This is a genomic window from Variovorax sp. efr-133-TYG-130, assembly GCF_030208835.1.
Lineage (GTDB): Bacteria > Pseudomonadota > Gammaproteobacteria > Burkholderiales > Burkholderiaceae_C > Variovorax.
Genome location: NZ_JARVTD010000010.1, coordinates 317,896 through 339,957, shown reverse-complemented (window position 1 = coordinate 339,957; position 22,062 = coordinate 317,896). Strand labels below are relative to the sequence as shown.

Genomic DNA, 22,062 nt, shown 5'->3' with positions numbered 1-22,062 from the left:
ATGCTCGACTGGAACCCCGCGCTCTACCGTCGCTACGAGGACGAGCGCACCCGCCCCGCACAGGAACTCCTGGCGCGGGTGCCGCTGACCGAGGCGGCCCGCGTGGTCGACCTCGGCTGCGGTCCGGGCAATTCCACCGAGCTGCTGGTTCACCGGTTCCCGAAGGCGCAAGTCATCGGGACCGACAACTCCGAAGCCATGCTGGCCAGCGCGCGCGAGCGCCTGCCGCAGGCGCGCTTCGAGTTGAGCGACATCGCGACCTGGGCGCCGCGTTCTCCGGAAGAAGCGCCCGACCTCATCTATGCCAACGCGTCCCTGCAGTGGGTGCCCGATCACGAAAAGCTGATCCCGCGCCTGTTCGACGCGCTGGCCCCGGGCGGCGTGCTCGCCGTCCAGATGCCCGACAACCGCCAGGAGCCCACGCACCGGCTGATGCGCGCCGTGGCCGCCGAAGCGCCGTGGGCCGAGCCCATCGGCGACGCCGACAGGCTGCGCACCCGGCTGCTCGACCTGGCCGGCTACTACGACCTGCTGGCGCCGCGCGCCGTGCACGTCGATGTCTGGCACACCATCTACCAGCACCGCATGGCCGACGCCGCATCCATCGTCGAATGGGTGCGCGGCACGGGGCTGAAGCCTTTCGTCGATCGCCTCGAGCCGGCGCTGCAGGCCAGCTACCTGGCCGAATACGAACGACGCGTGAACGAAGCCTACCCGCCGAGGACCGACGGCAAGCGGCTGTTAGCGTTCCCGCGCATGTTCTTCGTCGCGCAGAAGGGCGGCAACGCATGACCAACGCCGTGCACCCCGCCCAGGTGCTGCTCGGCGCGCAGGCCGGCGTCGTGACGCTGCCCGTGTGCGACCACTACAGCGGCGTCGAAGCGCGCATGAAGAAGAGCCTCGCGCTCCAGGCCGAAATGGCCGAGGAGTTCGGCGCCTGCGTGTTCGACGTCACCCTCGACTGCGAGGACGGCGCCCCCGTGGGCGGCGAGGCCGAGCACGCCGCGCTCGTCACCGAGCTCGCGCTGGCCGCCAGGCCCGGCATGCGTGTCGGCGTGCGCGTGCACCCGGTCGATCATCCGGCGTTTGCCGGCGACGTGGTCACCATCGCCGGGCGCGCCGGACACCGCCTGAGCCACCTGATGGTGCCCAAGGTCGAGTCGGTGGCCGATGTGTTGCAGGCTGTGTCCGCGCTCGAGGCGGCCGACGCCGGCGCGCTGCCGCTGCATGTGCTGATCGAGTCGCCGCTGGCCGTGCACAACGCCTTCGAGATCGCCGCGCATCCGCGCGTGCAGTCGCTGAGCTTCGGCCTGATGGACTTCGTCTCGGCCCACGCCGGCGCCATTCCCGCCGACGGCATGGGCGCGGCGGGGCAGTTCAGCCATCCGCTGGTGGTGCGGGCCAAGCTGGCCATCGCTTCGGCCGCGCACGCCTACGGCAAGGTGCCGTCGCACTGCGTGGTCACCGAGTTCAACAACACCGACGCCATGCGCACGGCAGCCCGCAAGGCGGCCACCGAATTCGGCTACACGCGCATGTGGAGCATCCACCCGAACCAGATCCGGCCGATCCTCGAAGCCTTCGCGCCCGACGAGGCACAGATTCAAATTGCCACAAAAATCCTTGTAAAGGCGGCAGCCGCAAATTGGGCGCCGACACAAATTGATGGCACATTGCACGACCGCGCGAGCTACCGCCATTTCTGGCAGGTTCTGACACGTGCCCACGCAACAGGGCGCGCGTTGCCCCCCGAGGCGAAAGCCTGGTTTGCGCTCGCGGCCTCCTGAAACCACCCGAACCCAGCCTCAAGGAAACCCACACATGAAGAAAATTGCCCTGATTGCAGCTGTCGCACTGGCTCTGCCCCTGGCCGCAATGGCCCAGGACGCTGCCAAGCCGGCCGCAAAGCCCGCCGCCAAGGCAGCTTCCTCCAGCACGGCGAAGGCCCCTGCCAAGAAGCACCAGGTCACCCGCAAGGCCGCCAAGGCCGTCGAGGAAGTCACGCCCATCAACACCGACACCGACGTGACGCTCTCCGAGGCCGACCTGGCCGTGGCGCAGCGCGTGTCCATCGGCAAGGCCCAGTGCGAACTCGGCGCCGACGTGACCGTCACGCCCGACGACAAGAAGCCCGGCTTCTTCACCGTCAGCACCAAGGGCGCGAAGTACCGCATGCACCCGGTCGAAAGCCGTACCGGCGCCATCCGCCTCGAAGACCCGCGTGCCGGCGCCATGTGGCTCCAGCTCGGCAACAAGTCGATGCTGATGAACCAGAAGGCCGGCCTGCGCCTTGCCGACGAATGCCAGACCGAAGCCCAGGTCGCCTTCGCCGCAGAAATGAAGAAGAACCCACCCAAGGCGCTGTTCGACGGCGCCGACGGCGAGAAGAAGTAAGCGTACCGAGCGCGGGGTGCGGTGCGGCTCTTGCTTGACCGCACCGCATTCCCGCAAGACCAGTTTCCGGAGAAAAGAAGATGTTGCAAGCCTACGTTGACCATGTTGCCGAACGCGCCGCGCTCGGTATCCCGCCGCTGCCCCTGAGCGCGAAGCAGACCTCTGAAGCGATCGAGCTCCTCAAGAGCGCGAATGCCAAGGACGGTGCCTTCCTGCTGGACCTGCTCACCTATCGCGTGCCCGCCGGCGTCGACGACGCGGCCAAGGTCAAGGCGAGCTACCTCGCGGCCGTGGCGCACGGCACCGAGAAGAGCGAGTTCATTTCGCGCGCCCGCGCGACCGAACTGCTCGGCACCATGCTCGGCGGCTACAACATCAGCCCCATGATCGACCTGCTCGACGACGCCGAAGTGGGCGCCGTGGCGGCAGAGGGCCTGAAGAAGACCCTGCTGATGTTCGACCAGTTCCACGACGTCAAGGAAAAGGCCGACAAGGGCAACGCCAACGCCAAGGGCGTTCTGCAGAGCTGGGCCGATGCCGAATGGTTCACCAGCCGCCCCGAAGTGCCCGAGAGCATCACCGTCAGCATCTTCAAGGTGGCTGGCGAAATCAACACCGACGACCTGTCGCCCGCACCCGATGCGACGACCCGTCCCGACATCCCGATGCACGCCCTGGCGATGCACAAGAACGCGCGCCCCGGCATCGTGCCCGAGGAAGACGGCAAGCGCGGCCCGGTGAAGTTCATCGAAGACCTGCGCGCGCGCGGCCACCTCGTGGCCTACGCCGGCGACGTGGTCGGCACGGGGTCGTCGCGCAAGAGCGCCACCAACTCGGTGCTGTGGTTCACCGGCGAAGACATTCCCTACGTGCCCAACAAGCGCTTCGGCGGCGTCTGCCTCGGCGGCAAGATCGCTCCCATCTTCTACAACACGATGGAAGACTCGGGCGCGCTGCCGATCGAACTCGACGTGACGCAGATGAACATGGGCGACGTGGTCGAGCTGCGCCCCTATGAAGGCAAGGCGCTGAAGGACGGCAAGGTCATCGCCGAATTCCAGGTCAAGAGCGACGTGCTGTTCGACGAAGTGCGCGCCGGCGGCCGCATTCCGCTGATCATCGGCCGCGGCCTGACGGCCAAGGCGCGCGAGGCGCTGGGCCTGCCCGTTTCCACGCTGTTCCGCCTGCCGCAAAGCCCTGTGGACACCAAGAAGGGCTTCTCGCTCGCGCAGAAGATGGTCGGCCGCGCCTGCGGCCTGCCCGAAGGCCAGGGCGTTCGCCCGGGCACGTACTGCGAACCCAAGATGACCTCGGTCGGCTCGCAGGACACCACCGGCCCGATGACGCGCGACGAACTGAAGGACCTGGCCTGCCTGGGCTTCTCGGCCGACCTCGTCATGCAGTCGTTCTGCCACACGGCGGCGTACCCCAAGAAGGTCGACGTCAAGATGCACCACGAACTCCCCGAGTTCATGGCCAACCGCGGCGGCGTGTCGCTGCGTCCGGGCGACGGCGTGATCCACAGCTGGCTCAACCGCCTGCTGACGCCCGACACCGTGGGCACGGGCGGCGACAGCCACACCCGCTTCCCCATCGGCATCAGCTTCCCCGCGGGCTCCGGCCTCGTGGCCTTCGCGGCCGCCACCGGCGTGATGCCGCTGGACATGCCCGAATCGGTGCTCGTGCGCTTCAAGGGCAAGATGCAGCCCGGCGTCACGCTGCGCGACCTGGTCAACGCGATTCCGCTGTATGCCATCAAGTCCGGCCTGCTGACGGTCGAGAAGAAGGGCAAGAAGAACATCTTCTCGGGCCGCATCCTCGAGATCGAAGGCCTGCCCGACCTGAAGGTGGAACAGGCATTCGAGCTGAGCGACGCCTCGGCCGAACGCTCGGCCGCCGGCTGCACGGTGCACCTGAACAAGGAACCGATCATCGAGTACATCAACAGCAACATCACGCTGATGAAGTGGATGATTGCCGAAGGCTACGCCGATGCCCGCACGCTGCAGCGCCGCATCGCCGCGCAGGAAGCCTGGCTCGCGAACCCGCAACTGCTCAAGGGCGACGACGACGCCGACTACGCCGCCGTCATCGAGATCGACCTGGCCGAGATCCACGAGCCCATCGTGGCTTGCCCGAACGACCCTGACGACGTGAAGACGCTGAGCGACGTGGCCGGTGCCGCGATCGACGAAGTGTTCATCGGTTCGTGCATGACCAACATCGGCCACTTCCGCGCCGCGTCGAAGCTGCTCGAAGGCAAGCGCGACATCCCGGTCAAGCTGTGGATCGCCCCGCCGACCAAGATGGACGCGCAGCAGCTCACCGAAGAAGGCCACTATGGCGTGTTCGGCAATGCCGGTGCCCGCACCGAAATGCCGGGCTGCTCGCTGTGCATGGGCAACCAGGCACAGGTGCGCGAAGGCGCGACGGTCATGTCGACCAGCACGCGCAACTTCCCGAACCGCCTGGGCAAGAACACCAACGTGTACCTCGGCTCGGCCGAGCTGGCCGCCATCTGCTCGCGCCTGGGCCGCATCCCGACGCGCGAGGAATACATGGCTGCTTCGGGCGTGCTCGACGCCTCCAGCGCGCAGATCTACCAGTACCTGAACTTCGACAAGATCGAAGACTACAAGGGCGTGGCGGACTCGGTCACGGCCTGATCTCCGCGGCTCGGCCCGCGCCATTGAAGAAGCCCCGCCAGCCGGGGCTTTTTCTTGCGCGCTCCATTCATGGGCGCATCGGCGGAAAGCGGAAGTAATCGCGGTGCAGGGCAGCCGCGGCCATGACGTGCTGCTCGATGGGACCGATGTTCTCGCTGATCGGCCCAGGCGCGTCCGTATCCGACAGACGGCTTCGCACTTGGCCGGCTCGCGCGGCCCGTTACAAGCCTCAAGAATCGTGTCAATCCGCGCGCGTTCGTCGCGGAAGGAGACGCACCATGCCGCTGGCGACACTGATCGGCCGATGGGCCATGAAGCCATTCTCGAAGGCGCTGCCGCCGCTCGGAAACACCGAGCGGGCCGCGCTGGAGGCCGGCACCGTCGGCTTCGAGGGCCAGTTGTTCGCGGGGCGGCCCGATTTCGACGCGCTCTCGGCCATGGGGCCGAACCGGCTCACCGAACGCGAACAGGCCTTTCTGGACAACGAGGTGCGCACGCTGTGCCACATGCTGGACGACCACGCCATCGACCAGGCGCGCGACCTGCCGCCCGAGGTGTGGCGCTTCCTTCGAGAGAAGCGCTTCTTCGGGATGATCATTCCCGAGGAGTTCGGCGGCCTCGGCTTCAGCCACTTCGCGCACGCCACCGTGGTGACGCGCATTGCCACCGTCAACACCGCCACGGCCGTCACGGTCATGGTGCCCAACTCGCTGGGCCCGGCCGAACTGCTGCTGCGCTACGGCACCGATGCGCAGAAGGACCACTACCTGCCGCGCCTCGCGGATGGCCGCGAGCTGCCGTGCTTCGGCCTGACCTCGCCCTACGCGGGGTCTGACGCGGCGTCGATTCCCGATCGCGGGGTGGTGGTCGAGCGCGAGTTCGAAGGCCGCATGACGCGCGGCTTCCTGGTCGATTTCGACAAGCGCTACATCACGCTCGCGCCGGTGGCCACCGTGGTCGGCCTGGCCTTCCATGCCGTGGACGAGAGCCGGCCCGAGGGCCAGCGCGACCTGGGCATCACCTGCGCGCTGATTCCCGTGCCGCACGAGGGCATGGAGATCGGCCGGCGCCATCGCCCCATGGACAGCGCCTTCATGAACGGCCCCATTCACGGCCGGCAGGTGTTCGTGCCGATGGACTGGATCATCGGCGGCGAGAAGCAGGTCGGGCAGGGCTGGCGCATGCTGATGGAGTGCCTGGCCGCGGGCCGCGCCATCTCTCTGCCCGCGCTGGGCTCGGCGATGCAGCAGACCGCGCTCTACGTGAGCGACGGCTACGGCCAGATCCGCGAGCAGTTCGGCATGCCGGTCGGCAAGTTCCATGCGGTGGCGGGGCTGGTGGCGCAGATGTCCGCCGAGCTGTATGCGACCGACGCGGCACGCCGCTATACCGCAGCGGCGCTCGACAAGGGCGAGCGGCCCAGTGTGGCCAGCGCCATCCTCAAGGTGCAGCTGACCGAGGCGGGGCGGCGTGCGGTGAACCACGGCATGGACATCCTGGGCGGCAAGGGCATCATCTCGGGCCCTTCCAACCTGCTCGGCGTGGCCTATCGGCAGGCGCCGATCGCGATCACGGTCGAGGGCGCGAACATCCTCACGCGCGCGCTCATCGTGTTCGGGCAGGGCGCGGTGCGCTGCCACCCGCACGTGCTCGACGAAATGGCCGCAGTGCAGGCGGGCGACGAAACCGCCCTCGGCAAGGCGCTGATGGCGCATGGCAGGCATGTGGCCGTCAATCTTTGGCACAGCCTGTTCGGTGCGCCGGTGTTGGGAAAGCCGCCTGAAGATCTGCTGCCGGAGGCACGGCTGGTCGCGCGCATGAGTGCCAAGTACGCGCTCACCGCCGACCTCGCGATGGGCATGCTCGGCGGCAAGCTCAAGCGCATGGAGCTGCTGTCGGCAAGGCTCGGCGACGTGCTCGCGCACCTGTACATGGCCAGCGCGTGCATCTGGCGCTACCGTGTCGACGGGGCGCCCGAGCTGCTGCCGTTCGCGCAGGCCGCGATCCGGCTGCAGCTCGACGAGGCCGGCAAGATCCTGCGCGACCTGTACGCCAACCTGCCGACCGCAGGCCGGCGCGTGATCGGCGCGCTGGTGCTGCGGCGCACCGCGCACCTGGCGCCCCTGCGCGATGTGCAGCTGATCGCACTGGCCGACCTGCTGCGCAAGAACCCGCGCATCATCGAGCGACTGGCGCCCGACCTCAGCGAGCCCGCGCCCGGCGGCCTGCGCGACCTGATGCATGCAATGGAGCTTTCGGTGCAGCTCGGCGATACCACCGCCGCGCTCAACAAGGTGCTGCGCCGCACGAATTCGCTGGAAGAGGCGGCCAGTTCGGCGCCGGATCCCGAACTGGCTCTGGCCTACCTGAAGGCCGCCGACAAGGTCATCCAGGTGGACGACTTCGAAGGCCCGCCGCGCGGCGCGGACGGCAGGGCCGATCTCAATCCGCCTGGGGCGTCGACTGCGCCAGCTGCGCCGCCAACGCAACCAGCGCCGCAGCCGTCTGCTCATCGGCCGGAAAGAACGACTCCACCGCGAGTTCCTGCAATGTGACGTCGACCGGCGTGCCGAAGATCGTGATGGTGCTGATGAAGCTCAGCACGCCGCTCGGCATGACGACCTGGAAGGGCACCGCCACCGCCGACAGCGCGGTGTCGAGTACCGGGGCGTCGTAGCTCACGGCGGGCGGGGGGTAGGCCGCCAGTTCGTCGTGCAGCGACTGCAGCACCGCGTCGCCGGTGGCCGCGATCTGCTGCTGGAGCCGCTCGAGCAGGTGGGTGCGCCACTGCGCGAGGTTGGCGATGCGCGGTGCCACGCCGTCGGGGTGCAGGCTCAGCCGCAGCACGTTGATGGGCGGCTTCAGCAGTTCGGGCGCGGCGCCTTCCATCAGCAGCGGCACCAGCGCGTTGTGCGCGACCAGGTTCCAGTGGCGGTCCACGGCCAGCGCGGGAAAGGGCTCGTGTCCCTTCAGCACCAGGTCGATGGCGCGGCGCGCGGAGGCCATGGCCGGGTCGTCGAGCGAGCGCTGCCGGTACATCGGCGCGAAGCCCGCCGCCACCAGCAGCGCATTGCGCTCGCGCAGCGGCACCTCCAGCCGTTCGGCCAGCCGCAGCACCATTTCTCGGCTGGGCGCGGCGCGGCCGGTTTCCACGTAGCTCAGATGGCGGGTCGAGACTTCGGCTTCCTGGGCCAGGTCGAGCTGGCTCAGGCGGCGGTGGGTGCGCCAGTGCCGCAGATGGACGCCGAACGGGTCGCGCGCGCCGGGGCGGTCGGCCTTGGACGAAAGGGAGCGGATGGTGTTCATGGAGCCGCATTCTGGCGCGGTGGTGGCGCGGCGCCATGACCTAGGAGGTCATCGACGCGGTGCGCCGCCGCCGGAATCATTGGCGCCGTACCACCCCGGTACTACACCAAGGAGAACCGCATGTCCGTCTTCGCATCCCCCCGTTTCCTGCCCAACGTCATGTGGGCCGATGCCGCCTCGTGCGCCGCGACCGGCGCGCTGCAGGTGGCCTTCACCGACGCGCTGGCGCGGCTGACCGGCCTGCCGTCGCCGCTGCTCATGGGCACGGGCGTCTTCCTGCTGGCCTATGCGGCAATGGCCGCCTTCATGGCCAGCCGCAGCACGCCGCCGCGCGGGTTGATCGGCCTTGTCGTCGTGGGCAATTTCGGCTGGGCCGCGGCTTGCATCGCGCTGCTGGTGAGCGGCGTGTTCGCGGTCAGTGCGCTGGGCATGGCATGGGTGCTGGCCCAGGCGGCCTGCGTGGTCGTGTTGGCCGAACTGCAATGGACCGGCCTGCGCCGCACGCGCGGCGGTGCGCGAATGGCCATGGCCTGAAATGCCGGCTGCTCATTCGGAAAAACGGGGGCGAGCCGAGTCCCCCGACTACAGCCACTGACATCGATCCCTGCTATCTTTGAGAGGCTTCCACGAACCAACAGGAGTCCCTCTATGGCCAAAGCACCGGCGCATGCCTTTGCGTCCACCCTCAAGACCTTCAAGACAGCATCCGGCAAGTCCGGCAAGTACTGGTCCCTGAAGGAGCTGGCCAAGCAATACCCGACCGTCGACCGCCTGCCGGTTTCCATTCGCATCGTGCTCGAATCGGTGCTGCGCAATTGCGACGGCCAGAAGGTGTCGGCCAAGCACGTCGAAGAGCTGGCCCACTGGGCGCCCAACGCCGAGCGCACCGACGAAATTCCCTTCGTCGTCACCCGCGTGGTGCTGCAGGACTTCACCGGCGTGCCGCTGCTGGCCGACCTGGCCGCCATGCGCAGCGTGGCCGCCAAGCTGGGCAAGTCGCCCAAGACCATCGAGCCGCTGGTGCCCGTCGACCTGGTGGTCGACCACTCGGTGATGGTCGACTACTACGGCACGCCCAAGGCGCTCGACCTGAACATGAAGCTGGAATTCCAGCGCAACAACGAGCGCTACCAGTTCATGAAGTGGGGCATGCAGGCCTTCGACACCTTCCGCGTGGTGCCGCCGGGCTTCGGCATCGTGCACCAGGTGAACCTGGAGTACTTTGCGCGCGGCGTCTACAAGAGCCCGTACGACGACGGCGACAAGCCCACCTACTACCCCGACTCGCTGGTGGGCACCGACAGCCACACCACCATGATCAACGGCATCGGCGTGGTCGGCTGGGGCGTGGGCGGCATCGAGGCCGAGGCCGCCATGCTGGGCCAGCCGGTCTACATGCTGACGCCCGACGTGGTGGGCTTCGAGCTCACCGGCAAGCTGCGCGAAGGCGTCACCGCCACCGACCTGGTGCTGTACGTCACCGCCATCCTGCGCGCAGAGAAGGTGGTGGGCAAGTTCGTGGAATTCTTCGGTCCCGGCGCCGCATCCATCGCCGTGCCCGACCGCGCGACCATCGGCAACATGGCGCCCGAATACGGCGCGACCATGGGCTTCTTCCCGGTCGACGAAATGACCGTGGCCTACTTCGAAGGCACCGGCCGCACCAAGGAAGAGGTCGAGCGCTTCGAGGCCTACTACAAGGCGCAGGGCCTGTTCGGCATGCCGGCCCCGGGCGACATCGACTACACCAAGGTGGTGCGCCTGGACCTCGGCACCGTGTCGCCCAGCCTGGCCGGCCCGAAGCGTCCCCAGGACCGCATCGACCTGGGCCACCTGTCCACCAAGTTCTCGGAGCTTTACAGCAAGCCCAACGACGCCAACGGCTTCAACCAGCCGGCGGACAAGCTCAAGGTGCGCTATCCGCTGTTGGCTGCCGCCAAGGGCAGCGATGACGAGGCGGCGTCGCCGCCCGCGGGCGCGCCGCTCGACGTGGTCGAGATGGTGGCCAACCGCTCCACCAAGGCCGCCGCGCACGTGAGCGCCACCGCCCCTTCGGCGCCCAAGGGCGAAGTGACCATCGGCAACGGCGACGTGCTGATCGCCGCCATCACCTCGTGCACCAACACGTCCAACCCGAGCGTGATGCTGGCCGCCGGCCTGCTGGCGAAGAAGGCGGTGGAAGCCGGCCTCACCGTCAAGCCGCACATCAAGACCTCGCTGGCCCCCGGCTCGCGCATCGTGACCGAATACCTCGAGAAGGCCGGCCTGCTGCCGTACCTGGAGAAGCTGGGCTTCTACCTCGCCGGCTACGGCTGCACCACCTGCATCGGCAACGCCGGCGACCTCACGCCCGAGATCAACGAAGCCATCACCAAGAACGACCTGATCGGCGCGGCCGTGCTGTCGGGCAACCGCAATTTCGAGGCGCGCATCCATCCGAACCTGAAGGCCAACTTCCTGGCCTCGCCGCCGCTGGTGGTGGCCTTCGCCATCGCCGGCAACGTCATGACCGACCTGATGACCCAGCCCGTGGGCAAGGGCAAGGGCGGCAAGGACGTGTACCTGGGCGACATCTGGCCCACGCCGAAGGAAATCGACGACAACCTGCGCCATGCCATGAACGCCAAGTCGTTCCGCGCGAACTACGACAAGGTGAAGACCGATCCGGGCAAGTTCTGGACGAGCATCAAGGGCACCAACGGCCAGGTCTACGACTGGCCCAAGTCCACCTACATTGCCGAGCCGCCGTTCTTCGAGGGCTTCAAGATGAAGCCGCACGCGTCGGACGCGGGCTTCAAGGGCGCGCGCATCATGGCGCTGTTCGGCGACTCGATCACCACCGACCACATCTCGCCGGCCGGCTCGATCAAGGAAAGCTCGCCCGCGGGCATCTGGCTGAAGGCCAACGGCGTGGCCAAGGCCGACTTCAACAGCTACGGCTCGCGCCGCGGCAACCATGACGTGATGATGCGCGGCACTTTCGCCAACGTGCGCATCAAGAACCTCATGATTCCGCCGGACGCCAACGGCACGCAGGAAGAGGGCGGCGTCACGCGGTTCCAGCCCGGCAACGAGAAGATGTTCATCTACGACGCCGCCATGAAGTACATGGAGCAGGGCGTGCCCACCGTGGTGTTCGGCGGCGAAGAGTACGGCACCGGCTCGTCGCGCGACTGGGCCGCCAAGGGCACGCAGCTGCTGGGCATCAAGGCCGTGGTGGCGCGCAGCTTCGAGCGCATCCACCGCGCCAACCTGGTCGGCATGGGCGTGCTGCCGCTGCAGTTCCGCGGCGCCGATTCCTGGCAGACGCTGGGCCTCACGGGCGACGAGCAGATCGACGTGGTGATCGGCAGCGAACTCAAGCCGCAGATGGATGTGAAGCTGGTGGTTCACCGCCCCGACGGCACGCACCAGGAGGTGACGGTGCGCCTGCGCATCGACACGCCGATCGAGGTCGACTACTACAAGCACGGCGGCATCCTGCCGTTCGTGCTGCGGCAGCTGCTGTCGGCCTGATGCGGTGGTAACGCGGGTCGGGCTCATCTCCGACACCCATGGCCTGCTGCGTGCGCAGGCCGTCGCGGCCCTCCGGGGCTGCGACCACATCGTGCATGGCGGCGACATCGGCGATCCGGGCATCCTCGATGCGCTGCGCGAACTGGCACCGCTGACGGTGGTACGCGGCAACAACGACCGCGAAGCCTGGGCCGACGGCATCGCGGAAACCGAACTCGTCGAGCTCGGCGGCGTGCAGCTGTATGCGATCCACGATCTGTCGCAGCTCGGCATCGATCCGGCGGCAGCCGGCGTGCGCGTGGTCGTCTCGGGCCATTCGCACAAGCCGAAGCTCGAGGAGCGGGGCGGCGTGCTGTACGTCAATCCGGGCAGCGCGGGGCCGCGCCGCTTCAAGCTGCCCGTTGCCTTGGCTGAATTGCGGATCGACGGCGGCGCGCTCACCGCTCGCATCCACGAAATCGGCGCCTGACACATCGCTTTCATTACCATTCGGTAATCAAAGCCATCAAATGAGAATGGATCTTATTTGATGCGGTATGCTCGTTGGCTCCTGGGCTCTCCATGCCCTGAATCCAGAAGCCGATGCTCATTCCCTTTCTCATCATGCTGCGCGAAGGCATCGAAGCCGCGCTGATCGTCGGCATCGTTGCCAGCTACCTCAAGCAAAGCGGACGCGGCGCGCTGATGCCGGCGGTGTGGGTCGGCGTGCTGCTGGCCGCCGCGCTTTCGCTGTTCGCGGGCGCGGGCCTGCAATTGCTCGCGGCGGAGTTTCCGCAGAAGCAGCAGGAGCTGTTCGAAGGCGTGGTCGGGCTCATCGCGGTGGTCATGCTGACGTCGATGGTGTTCTGGATGCGCAAGGCGGCGCGTTCGATCAAGGGCGAGCTGCAGGCCTCCATCGACAGCGCGCTCGCCAAGGGCGCGGACGGCCAGGGCTGGGCGCTGATCGGCATGGTGTTTCTCGCGGTGGCGCGGGAAGGGCTGGAGTCGGTGTTCTTCCTGCTGGCCGTGTTCCAGCAGAGCAGCGGCTGGGAAGCGCCCGTGGGCGCGCTGGCCGGCATCGCGGTGTCGGTGGTCGTTGGCTGGGGTCTCTATTCAGGTGGCGTGCGGCTCGACCTGCGCCGCTTCTTCCGCTTCACCGGCCTTTTCATCCTGCTGGTGGCCGCGGGCCTGCTGGCCGGCGTCCTGCGCAAGCTGCATGAAGGCGGCGTGTGGAACCACCTGCAGACGGTGGTGTTCGACATGAGCGACAAGCTGCCGATGGACAGCCCGGTGGGCGCCGTGCTCTCGGGCCTGCTGGGCTACCAGGCCGCCCCCGTGGTGGGCGAGGTCATCGTCTACCTGGCCTTTTTAGCCGTCGCCCTTTTCTTCTTTTTGCGTCCGGCCCCCGCGCCGGCGCCACGCGCGGCCGCCGCCCGCTGAGACCCGCAATGTCTTCTTCCTCCTCCGACAACAAGCCCTCCACCTCGAAACTGATGCGCGCGGCGGTGGCCGGCTCGGCGCTGCTGGTGGTCGCCGGCCTCGCGGCCTTCTGGTATGCCTCGAACGAGGCCCGCAAGGCGCCGCCCAAGGCGGCCGACAACGCCGTCACCGTCACGATCCAGGGCAACGCCTGCGACCCCAACGAGATCACCGTGCCCGCGGGGCGCACCACCTTCACCATCGTCAACAAGTCGAACCGCGCGCTCGAGTGGGAAATTCTCGACGGCGTGATGGTGGTGGAAGAGCGCGAGAACATCGCGCCCGGCTTCTCGCAGACCATGACGGTCAAGCTGCAGCCGGGCGAGTTCGCCATCACCTGCGGCCTGCTGAGCAACCCGCGCGGCAAGCTGCGCGTCACGCCTTCGGCCGCGTCCGATGCCGAAGCGGCGCGGCCGTCGCTGGTCAACTACGTCGGCGCGCTGGCCGAATACCAGACCTTCCTGCGGCTGGAGGCGGGCTCGCTCGAAGACGCCGTGGGTGCGCTGTCCGAGGCGGTGAAGGCCGGCGACCTGCAGCAGGCGAGGGCGCTCTACACGCCGGCGCACCAGGCCTACAAGCGCATCGAGCCGATGGCCGAGCTGTTCGCCGACCTCGACACCCGCATCAACGCACGCGCCGACTACTTCGAGAAGCGCGAGGCTGACCCCGGCTTCACCGGTTTCCATCGCATCGAGTACGCGCTGTACAGCCAGAACGACGTGAAGGGCCTCGCGCCCATGGTCGAGAAGCTCACGGGCGACATCGGCACCCTCAAGGAGCGCCTGCGCGGCCTCAACATGCCGCCGGAGCGGCTCGCGGGCTCGGCCTCCAAGCTGCTGCGCCGCGTGGCCGACAACCTGCCCGCCGGCGGCGAAGACCACTACGGCCACGCCGAAGCCGCCAACCTGCAAGGCACCTACGAAGGCACGAAGAAGATTGCCGAGCTGCTCCAGCCGCTGTTGGTAAAGGCGGCGCCCGCGCTGCAGAAGAGCGTGGACGAGCGCTTCGCGGCCTTCGACGCCGCGCTGGCCCCGTACCGCGATGGCGAGGGCTTCAAGCCCGCGCCGCTGGACGAGGCGCAAAGAAAGGCACTGGCCGAACCCGTGCGCGCGCTGGCCGAGGAACTCGGCAAGGTCAACGCGGCGCTCGGCCTGGAATGACGTGAGAGCAGGCATCCCCATGGAAAAGTCGAAGTTCAACGAAGCCGTCCCGCCCGAGGGACGACCCGAATCACCGCACCGCCGCCGCATGCTCGGCGCCGCCGGCGTCGCCTTCGCGGGCTTGGCCGCCTCGGCCCGTGCTGGCGCCGCGCCTTCCGGCCCGCCCAATTCGCCGGACAGCGGCGCGCAAGTGACCGACGCGCCGCAGAGCACCCACACGCAAGACCGCGTGCCCTTTCGTGGCAGGCATCAGGCCGGCATCGTCACGCCGCGCCCGACGGCCGGCATGATCGCGTCGTTCTACGTGCTGGCCGAGAACCGCGCCGACCTGGAGCGGCTGTTCCGCACGCTCACCGAGCGCATAGCCTTCCTCACGCAGGGCGGCCCGCAGACCGACCCCGACCCCAGGCTGCCGCCCGCGGGCTCCGGCATCCTCGGGCCCGTGGTGCAGCCCGACGGGCTGACGGTGACGGTGTCGGTCGGCACTTCGCTGTTCGACGAGCGCTTCGGCCTCGAGAAGAAAAAACCCCTGCGGCTGAACCAGATGCAGCGCCACCCGAACGACGCGCTCGACGCCGCGCTGTGCCACGGCGACCTGTCGATCCAGTTCTGCGCCAACACGCCTGACACCAACATCCACGCGCTGCGCGACATCATCAAGAACACGCCCGACCTGCTGGTGCTGCACTGGAAGCAGGAAGGCACCGTGCCGCCCATTCCGGCGGTGCCCGGCAAGCCGGCCGAGAGCGCGCGCAATTTCCTCGGCTTCAGGGACGGCTCCGCCAACCCCGACTCGGCCGACGACAAGCTCATGGACCGCATCGTGTGGGTGCAGCCCGGCGGCGACGAGCCCGCCTGGGCCGTGGGCGGCAGCTACCAGGCGGTGCGCATCATCCGCAACTTCGTGGAGCGCTGGGACCGCACGCCGCTGCAGGAGCAGGAGGCCATCATGGGCCGCCTCAAGCCCACCGGCGCGCCGATGGACGGCGGCAAGACCGAGCACGATGTGCCCGACTACACCAAGGACCCCGAAGGCAAGGCCACGCCGATGGACGCGCACATCCGCCTGGCGAACCCGCGCACCAAGGCCTCTGACAAGAACCTGATGCTGCGCCGGCCCTTCAACTATTCGAACGGCGTGACCAAGTCGGGCCAGCTCGAGATGGGGCTGCTGTTCATCTGCTACCAGGCCAACCTGGAGAACGGCTTCATCGCGGTGCAGAAGCGCCTGGACGGCGAGCCGCTCGAGGAATACATCAAGCCGATCGGCGGCGGCTTCTTCTTCACGCTGCCGGGCGTGCGGGACGAGCACGACTGGCTGGGGCGCAGCCTGATGGCCGCCTGAGGCGGCATCGGTGCCACAAGTTTTTTCACCACTGCCCAGAACAAGGAGATCCATGACCGTGCAGTTCCGCCGCCACTTCCTCGCCACTTTCGTCGCAGGCTTCGCCGGGCTCTGTGCCCTTGGCGCACAGGCCGCCGTGTCGCCGCTCGAGCTGGTCGGACCGATCTCCGACTACAAGATCTACGTCGCCGAGAACGTGCGCAAGCTGGCCGCGGACACGCGCGCCTTCACCGCCGCGGTGAAGGCCGGCGACATCGAGAAGGCGAAGAAGCTGTATGCGCCCACGCGCACCAGCTACGAGCGCATCGAGCCGGTGGCCGAGCTGTTCAACGACCTCGACAAGGCGATCGACTCGCGCGCCGACGACCACGAAAAGGCCGAGAAAGACCCGGCCTTCGGCGGCTTCCACCGCATCGAATACGGCCTGTGGGTGCAGAAGAACACCAAGGAGCTCAACCCGGTGGCCGACAAGCTGCTGGCAGACGTGCTCGAACTGCAGAAGCGCCTGGGTGCGCTGACTTTCCCGCCCGAGAAGGTGGTGGGCGGCGCCGCGGTGCTGATGGAAGAAGTGGCCGCGACCAAGATCTCCGGCGAGGAAAACCGCTACAGCCACACCGACCTGTGGGACTTCCAGTCGAATTTCGAGGGCGCTTTCAAGATCGTCGAACTGCTGCGCCCGCTGGTCGTGAAGGAAAACAAGGCCTTCTCGGACAAGACCGACGCCAATTTCAAGGTGGTGTTCGACACGCTGGCCAAGTACAGGACGGCCGACGGCGGCTTCGAAACCTATTCGAAGCTCACCGAGCGTGACCGCAAGCTGCTGGCGGGCCGCGTCAATACGCTGGCCGAAGACCTGTCCAAGCTGCGCGGCATGCTCGGGCTGAACTAGGCTCGCCCCCAGGCTGCGCGCACTTCGTGTCGCTTCGCCTTCCCCCTACCGGGGGCAACACCTGCGGCCTGGCATAGCCAGTTCCGCGGTGTTTCTGGGCTGCACCCCGCCTTTTTGAAGGGTGGTCAGGTTTGCGCGAGTGAGAATTGATAGCATTCGGGTATTGCTTACTTGGCGCGCCGATATTCAGGGCGCCCTCTCACCGTGCACACCAAAGACAACGGCGCAGCGCCGGCATCCGCCGTCCTGCACCTCGACCAGCTTCCCGACAACCAGTGGGCCACCGTAATCGACGTGGCGCGCCCCGAGAGCGCGGATGACCGCGAACTCGTGTTGCGCCTGACCGAAATCGGCTTCGTGCCGGGCGAAGCGGTGCGCATCGTGGCCAGCGGCATTCCCGGGCGCGAGCCGCTGGCCGTACGGCTGGGGCACACCACCTTCGCGCTGCGCCGCCACGAGGCCGCGCTCATCCACGTGACGCCGGGGGCTGCCAACCATGGTTGAGGCCGTCATCCAGGGCCCCGGCGGCTTTGCGCCCACCGCGCAGCCGGGCCGCATCGCCTTGCTGGGCAATCCCAACTGCGGCAAGACCGCGCTGTTCAACCTGCTCACCGGCAGCCGCCAGAAGGTGGCCAACTACGCCGGCGTGACCGTCGAGCGCAAGGAAGGCACGCTGCGCACGCCCTCGGGCAGGCGCGTGTTCGTGCTCGACCTGCCGGGCGCCTACAGCCTGAATGCGCTGAGCGCCGACGAGGCCGTGACCCGAGACATCGTCACCGGCCAGAGCAAGGAAGCCCTGCCCGACCTGCTGGTGTGCGTCACCGACGCCACCAACCTGCGGCTGAACCTTCGGCTGGTGCTCGAGGCCAGGAGGCTCGGCCTGCCGATGGTGGTGGCGCTCAACATGACCGACATGGCCCGCAAGCAGGGCATCGTGGTCGACAAGGCCGCGCTCTCGCGCGAGCTGGGTGTGCCGGTCATCGAGACTGTCGGCGTGCACACCGGCGGCGCGCAGGGCCTGCTCGAGGCGCTCGACGCCCCCGTGGCCGCCGCCGCGCCGCAGCCCTGGCAGGCGCCTGGCCTGGACGACGTGCTGGCCACGCAGCGCGAGGTGCGCCGCATCCTCGGCCTCACGGTGAAGGAGCCGGTCGGCAGCCTCGCCACCAGCGACCGCATCGACCGCCTGGTGCTGCACCCCGTGTGGGGCATGCTGGTGCTGGCCGTCACCATGTTCCTGATGTTCCAGGCGGTGTTCAGCTGGGCCAACGTGCCGATGGACGCCATCAAGGCCGGCACCGAGGCGCTCGGCGGCCTCATCAAGGCGCACATGGGCGAAGGCATGCTGCAGAGCCTGCTGGTCGACGGCGTGATCGCGGGCGTGGGCGGCGTCATCGTCTTCCTGCCGCAGATCCTGATTCTTTTCCTGTTCATCCTCGCGCTCGAAGACTCCGGCTACCTGCCGCGCGCGGCCTTCCTGCTCGACCGCGTGATGGGCACCGTGGGCCTGTCGGGCCGCTCGTTCATTCCGCTGCTGTCGAGCTTTGCCTGCGCCATTCCGGGCGTGATGGCCACGCGCACCATCAGCAACTGGCGCGACCGCATCACTACCATCATGATCGCGCCGCTCATGACCTGTTCGGCGCGGCTGCCGGTGTATGCGCTGCTCATCGCGGCCTTCATTCCGGCGCGCACCGTGGGCGGGGTGTTCAACCTGCAGGGCGTGGTGCTGTTCGCGCTGTATGTGTTCGGCATCGTCTCGGCCATGGCCGTGGCGTGGGTGATGAAGCGCTTCCGCGACAACACCGCGCATTCGCCGCTGATGATGGAGCTGCCCGCCTACCGCTGGCCCAACCCGCGCAACCTGGCGCTGGGCCTGTACGAGCGCGCATGGATCTTCCTGCAGCGCGTGGGCACGATCATCCTCACGCTGACCATCCTGCTGTGGTTTCTCTCGACCTTCCCGTCGCCGCCAGAAGGCGCGACCGGACCGGCCATCCAGTACAGCCTGGCCGGCATGATCGGCCGCGGGCTGGAGCACATCTTCGCGCCCATCGGCTTCAACTGGCAGATCTCGATCGCGCTGGTGCCGGGCATGGCCGCGCGCGAAGTGGCCGTGGGCGCGCTGGGCACGGTGTACGCGCTGTCGGCCACGGGCGACGACGTGGCGGGCCAGCTGGAACCGCTGATCGCGGGCAGCTGGTCGCTGGCGACCGCGCTGTCGCTGCTGGTCTGGTACGTGTTCGCGCCGCAGTGCATTTCGACGCTCGCCGCGGTGAAGCGCGAGACCGGCTCGTGGAAGTACGTGTGGATCATGGCCGGGTACCTTTTCGCCCTCGCGTATATGGCCTGCTTCATCACCTATCGCGTTGCAGTGGCACTCGGAGCAGGGTAAAAAAGCAAACCCCCAGGCTTGCCCACTTCGTGTGGCCGCCAACCCCCTTGCAGGGGGCAATACCTGCGGCCCGGCAAAGCCGGTTCCGCGGTATTCCTGGAGTAGGCTTGGGGACTGGAGTATTCGAGATATGACGCAACAACTGATCGTCGGATTCATCGTCGCCGCCGCCGCGTTCTACGCGGTCTGGCGCTGGATGCCCGCAGGCTGGCGGCGTGGTGCCGCGCAGAAGCTCGCGGCCGGCACGCATCGCGCGGGCTGGGTCGACGAAGAGCGCGCCAGGGAACTGGCCGCATCCCTCGCCAGGACATCGGGCTGCGGCTCGTGCGACAGCTGCGGAAGCTGCGCTCCCAAGACTCCCCTCAAACCCACGGAAGCCGACAAGGCCACCACGACCCGCGCGTCCACGCAAAGCCGCTGAGACCGATGCCCGCGCACATCCTCGTCGCCGGGGGCGGCATCGGGGGGCTGGCTACCGCGCTGGCGCTTTCCCGCCATCGGCACCGGGCCGACGTTTTCGAGCAGGCCGCCGTCTTCGGCGAAATCGGCGCCGGCGTGCAGCTCGGCCCCAACGCCACGCGGCGCCTCCAGCAGCTGGACCTGGGGCCGGGGCTCGCGGCCATCGCGGCGCGGCCCGATGCGCTCGTGGTCCACAGCGCCGACAGCGGCTCCGACCTGGCCCGCATGCCGCTCGGCGATGCCATGCAGCAGCGCTATGGCGCCCCTTACTTCTGCGTGCACCGTGCCGACCTTCACGGGCTGCTGCTCGACGCCGTGCGTGCGCGCGGCACCGGCACGCTCGTCACCGCCGCGCGCATCACGCAGGTCGAGACCAGCGACGACCTGGTATGCATGTCGAGCACCGACGCGCGCGCCTGGGAAGGCGAGGCGATCGTCGGCGCCGACGGCCTCTGGAGCCTGGTGCGGCGCCAGCTCGACACCCCGTCGGCCGCGGAGCCGCCCCGCGTCACCGGCCACACGGCATGGCGCTCGATGATCGAGCAGGCGAAGCTTCCCGCTGCGCTGCGCCGCCGGCAGGTCGACGTGTGGCTGGGGCCGCGCCTGCATGCGGTGGCGTATCCGGTGCGCGGCGGCGACTGGCTCAACGTGGTCGTGATCGCAGAATCGGCGCCCGCGGGCGACGCTCGCGACTGGGACCAGGCCAGCAGCATCGCCGCGCTCAGGCAGGCCATGGGCCGCAGCTGCGGCACCCTGCAGTCGCTGCTCGACGCCATGCCCGCCTGGCGCGCGTGGTCGCTCGGCGACCGGGCGCCCATGACCTGCGCAGCCGACATGGCGCACGAACGCGTCGCGCTGGTGGGCGACGCCGCGCATCCGATGGTTCCCTACCTCGCGCAGGGCGCGGGCATGGCCATCGAAGATGCGCTGGCGCTGGCCGATGCGCTGGGCGAGGGCGACGCGGCGGAGGTGCCGGCGGCCTTCGCGCGCTATGCCGAGGCGCGCTGGGCGCGCAATGCGCAGGTGCAGGCCAGGGCGCGCCGCAACGGCGAAATCTTCCACGCGACCGGCGCGGTGCGGCTGGGCCGAGACATGGCTATGCGCCTGCTGGGCGCGAAGCTGCTCGACCAGCCCTGGCTCTACGGCGGGTAGCCCTGGAGCCCTGGAGCCCTAGAGCCGGAACGCCTGCAGGTGTTCGATGCGCTCGGCGATTCCTTCCTGCCCCAGGTAGTGGCCCAGCTTGCCGTCCTGCATCTGCGCCAGCGTGGTCTCCAGTTCCAGCAGCATCGCATCGCGGTCCGCGACGAAGGCCGGTGCCACGTCGATGCCTGCCCGCTCGCAGGCTTCGGCGATCAGGTGCGCGCTCGCGGGCGCACCGCAGGCCGCGCACTTCACGATGGCCGCCACGTCGGGCTCCGCACCGTTGGCCAGCAGCGCGGCCGTGAGTTCGGGCGAGATCTGCCCGTCGATGCTGCCCAGCGCGTCCGCAGGCACCGGCGCACCGGCACGCACCAGCGCCGCCGCGGCGGCGAAGGCGCCATTCCCGACCGCGACATCGACCGCAAGCGCACTGCCTTGCAGCGGCCCGTCGAAGCCCACGCCCGCGGCGGCAAGCTGGGCGACCATGTCGGCGTCGTCCGTCGCGATGGCGTGCCGCAGCGCCACGCGTGCGAGCGATGGCTTGTGGCGCAGCGTGCCTTCGGCCAGGGGCGTGCGCCAGTCGACCACGGCGCGCGAATAGAAGGCGACCAGCTTGTCCATCAGGTCGAGGTCGAGCCCGTGTTCCTCGTGCCGGTCGTCCAAGTATTCGAGCAGCGTCTGCCCCGCGAAATAGTCGCTCGTGGGGGCCAGCGGGTCTTCGTCCAGGTGCAGCGCAGCGAAGGCGCCCATCAGGTCGGAGGCGACGGTGTTCACGCTGTCTTCATGCAGCGCATGCGTCCAGGCCGGCGGCAGGCCTTTCTTCCATGCAACGATCTGCCCGTGCTCGGCGCCGGGCTCGACCACCGCGTAGATGCGGTCGGTGTATTCGAAGCCGCCGAAGGGCAGGTGCGTGAGCTTGCCGCTCCATGGTTCGCCGCTTTCTTCGGCGGCTTCCTGCGCCAGTTCCAGTTCGTGGTCGATCCAGCCCTGCAGGTCGTGATAGCCGTCGCTGCCGTTCCAGAACAGCTCGGTCCAGCTGATGCCTTCGAGGTTGCCGTTCATCTCGAGCGACAGGTCGTAGTCGAGCCGCCCGCCCGCGGTGACTTCCCACAGCGCGAGCAGCCCATCGGGGATCGGCCCCGCGCACAGCGACTGCACGGCGGCAATCCGTTCCTGGGGCATCGGCGGCTGCGCGTCGAAGATCACGCGGTTGGCGAAAAGCACGACGCCGTGTTCGCGCAGGGTGGAAAGCTCTTCGGGTGTGAACCGGATGTCGTGCATGGCGGTGGCCTCCGTTGTTTCCAAAACTGTAGCGCGTTGCACCGAAGGAACAATCC

Annotated in this window: 18 protein-coding genes; 16 read left to right on the top strand and 2 right to left on the bottom strand. The window is 68.3% G+C overall.

Annotated features, from left to right (window positions below):
* The 5 genes from tam (at window position 1) to QRN67_RS12990 (ending at window position 7,615) form a co-directional block, all read left to right on the top strand.
* Entirely contained in the window at window positions 1-792 is a 792-nt protein-coding gene (gene tam, locus QRN67_RS13010) for a trans-aconitate 2-methyltransferase (protein ID WP_285412096.1), read from the top strand.
* Complete coding sequence (locus QRN67_RS13005) at window positions 789-1,787, top strand: HpcH/HpaI aldolase/citrate lyase family protein (RefSeq protein ID WP_285412095.1); 999 nt, start codon at window positions 789-791, stop codon at window positions 1,785-1,787. The genes tam and QRN67_RS13005 overlap by 4 nt, the downstream gene beginning before the upstream one ends.
* A gap of 34 nt (window positions 1,788-1,821) precedes the next feature.
* Window positions 1,822-2,394, top strand: coding sequence for a hypothetical protein (locus QRN67_RS13000; RefSeq protein WP_106935283.1), 573 nt, complete (start codon window positions 1,822-1,824; stop codon window positions 2,392-2,394).
* A gap of 80 nt (window positions 2,395-2,474) precedes the next feature.
* The gene (locus QRN67_RS12995; protein WP_081270653.1) at window positions 2,475-5,060 is read left to right on the top strand and encodes a bifunctional aconitate hydratase 2/2-methylisocitrate dehydratase; all 2,586 of its coding nucleotides are present in this window, start codon (window positions 2,475-2,477) and stop codon (window positions 5,058-5,060) included.
* 278 nt (window positions 5,061-5,338) lie between these two features.
* Window positions 5,339-7,615: an acyl-CoA dehydrogenase gene (locus tag QRN67_RS12990; protein ID WP_285412093.1), complete on the top strand. Its 2,277-nt coding sequence runs from the start codon at window positions 5,339-5,341 to the stop codon at window positions 7,613-7,615.
* On the opposite strand, the gene QRN67_RS12985 is transcribed toward QRN67_RS12990, so the two are convergent.
* Window positions 7,503-8,366, bottom strand: coding sequence for a helix-turn-helix domain-containing protein (locus QRN67_RS12985; RefSeq protein ID WP_285412092.1), 864 nt, complete (start codon window positions 8,364-8,366; stop codon window positions 7,503-7,505). The two genes, QRN67_RS12990 and QRN67_RS12985, sit on opposite strands and share 113 nt — an antisense overlap.
* A gap of 120 nt (window positions 8,367-8,486) precedes the next feature.
* On the opposite strand from QRN67_RS12985, the gene QRN67_RS12980 reads away from it, so the two are divergent.
* The 11 genes from QRN67_RS12980 to QRN67_RS12930 all read left to right on the top strand — a co-directional run bounded on the left by QRN67_RS12980 (window position 8,487) and on the right by QRN67_RS12930 (window position 20,737).
* Entirely contained in the window at window positions 8,487-8,900 is a 414-nt protein-coding gene (locus tag QRN67_RS12980; RefSeq protein WP_285412091.1) for a hypothetical protein, read from the top strand.
* Window positions 8,901-9,014: 114 nt separating this feature from the next.
* Window positions 9,015-11,882, top strand: a complete 2,868-nt coding sequence (locus QRN67_RS12975; protein WP_285412090.1) for an aconitate hydratase — start codon at window positions 9,015-9,017, stop codon at window positions 11,880-11,882.
* Between the two features lie 4 nt (window positions 11,883-11,886).
* Window positions 11,887-12,351, top strand: a complete 465-nt coding sequence (locus tag QRN67_RS12970; RefSeq protein WP_285412089.1) for a metallophosphoesterase family protein — start codon at window positions 11,887-11,889, stop codon at window positions 12,349-12,351.
* A 113-nt stretch (window positions 12,352-12,464) separates the two neighbouring features.
* The gene (gene efeU, locus QRN67_RS12965; protein ID WP_081270647.1) at window positions 12,465-13,301 is read left to right on the top strand and encodes an iron uptake transporter permease EfeU; all 837 of its coding nucleotides are present in this window, start codon (window positions 12,465-12,467) and stop codon (window positions 13,299-13,301) included.
* Window positions 13,302-13,309: 8 nt separating this feature from the next.
* Window positions 13,310-14,500 carry an iron uptake system protein EfeO gene (gene efeO / locus QRN67_RS12960; protein ID WP_285412088.1) on the top strand — a complete coding sequence of 397 codons (1,191 nt, stop codon included), beginning with the start codon at window positions 13,310-13,312 and terminating at the stop codon, window positions 14,498-14,500.
* A 19-nt stretch (window positions 14,501-14,519) separates the two neighbouring features.
* Entirely contained in the window at window positions 14,520-15,845 is a 1,326-nt protein-coding gene (efeB, locus tag QRN67_RS12955; RefSeq protein WP_081270645.1) for an iron uptake transporter deferrochelatase/peroxidase subunit, read from the top strand.
* A gap of 52 nt (window positions 15,846-15,897) precedes the next feature.
* Window positions 15,898-16,734, top strand: a complete 837-nt coding sequence (gene efeO / locus QRN67_RS12950; protein WP_106935274.1) for an iron uptake system protein EfeO — start codon at window positions 15,898-15,900, stop codon at window positions 16,732-16,734.
* A 204-nt stretch (window positions 16,735-16,938) separates the two neighbouring features.
* On the top strand, window positions 16,939-17,238 hold the full coding sequence (locus QRN67_RS12945; RefSeq protein ID WP_081270644.1) for a FeoA family protein: 300 nt from the start codon (window positions 16,939-16,941) through the stop codon (window positions 17,236-17,238).
* A complete protein-coding gene (feoB, locus tag QRN67_RS12940; protein WP_285412087.1) occupies window positions 17,231-19,126 on the top strand; it encodes a ferrous iron transporter B in 1,896 nt (631 codons plus the stop codon). The genes QRN67_RS12945 and feoB overlap by 8 nt, the downstream gene beginning before the upstream one ends.
* A 130-nt stretch (window positions 19,127-19,256) precedes the next feature.
* Window positions 19,257-19,547 (top strand): DUF6587 family protein, encoded by a 291-nt coding sequence (locus QRN67_RS12935; RefSeq protein WP_285412085.1) that lies wholly within the window; start codon window positions 19,257-19,259, stop codon window positions 19,545-19,547.
* A 5-nt stretch (window positions 19,548-19,552) separates the two neighbouring features.
* A complete protein-coding gene (locus QRN67_RS12930) occupies window positions 19,553-20,737 on the top strand; it encodes an FAD-dependent monooxygenase (RefSeq protein WP_285412084.1) in 1,185 nt (394 codons plus the stop codon).
* Window positions 20,738-20,755: 18 nt separating this feature from the next.
* Here the strand turns inward: QRN67_RS12930 and QRN67_RS12925 are convergent, their stop codons facing one another.
* Complete coding sequence (locus tag QRN67_RS12925; RefSeq protein WP_285412083.1) at window positions 20,756-22,006, bottom strand: SMI1/KNR4 family protein; 1,251 nt, start codon at window positions 22,004-22,006, stop codon at window positions 20,756-20,758.
* Window positions 22,007-22,062 lie beyond the last annotated feature (56 nt).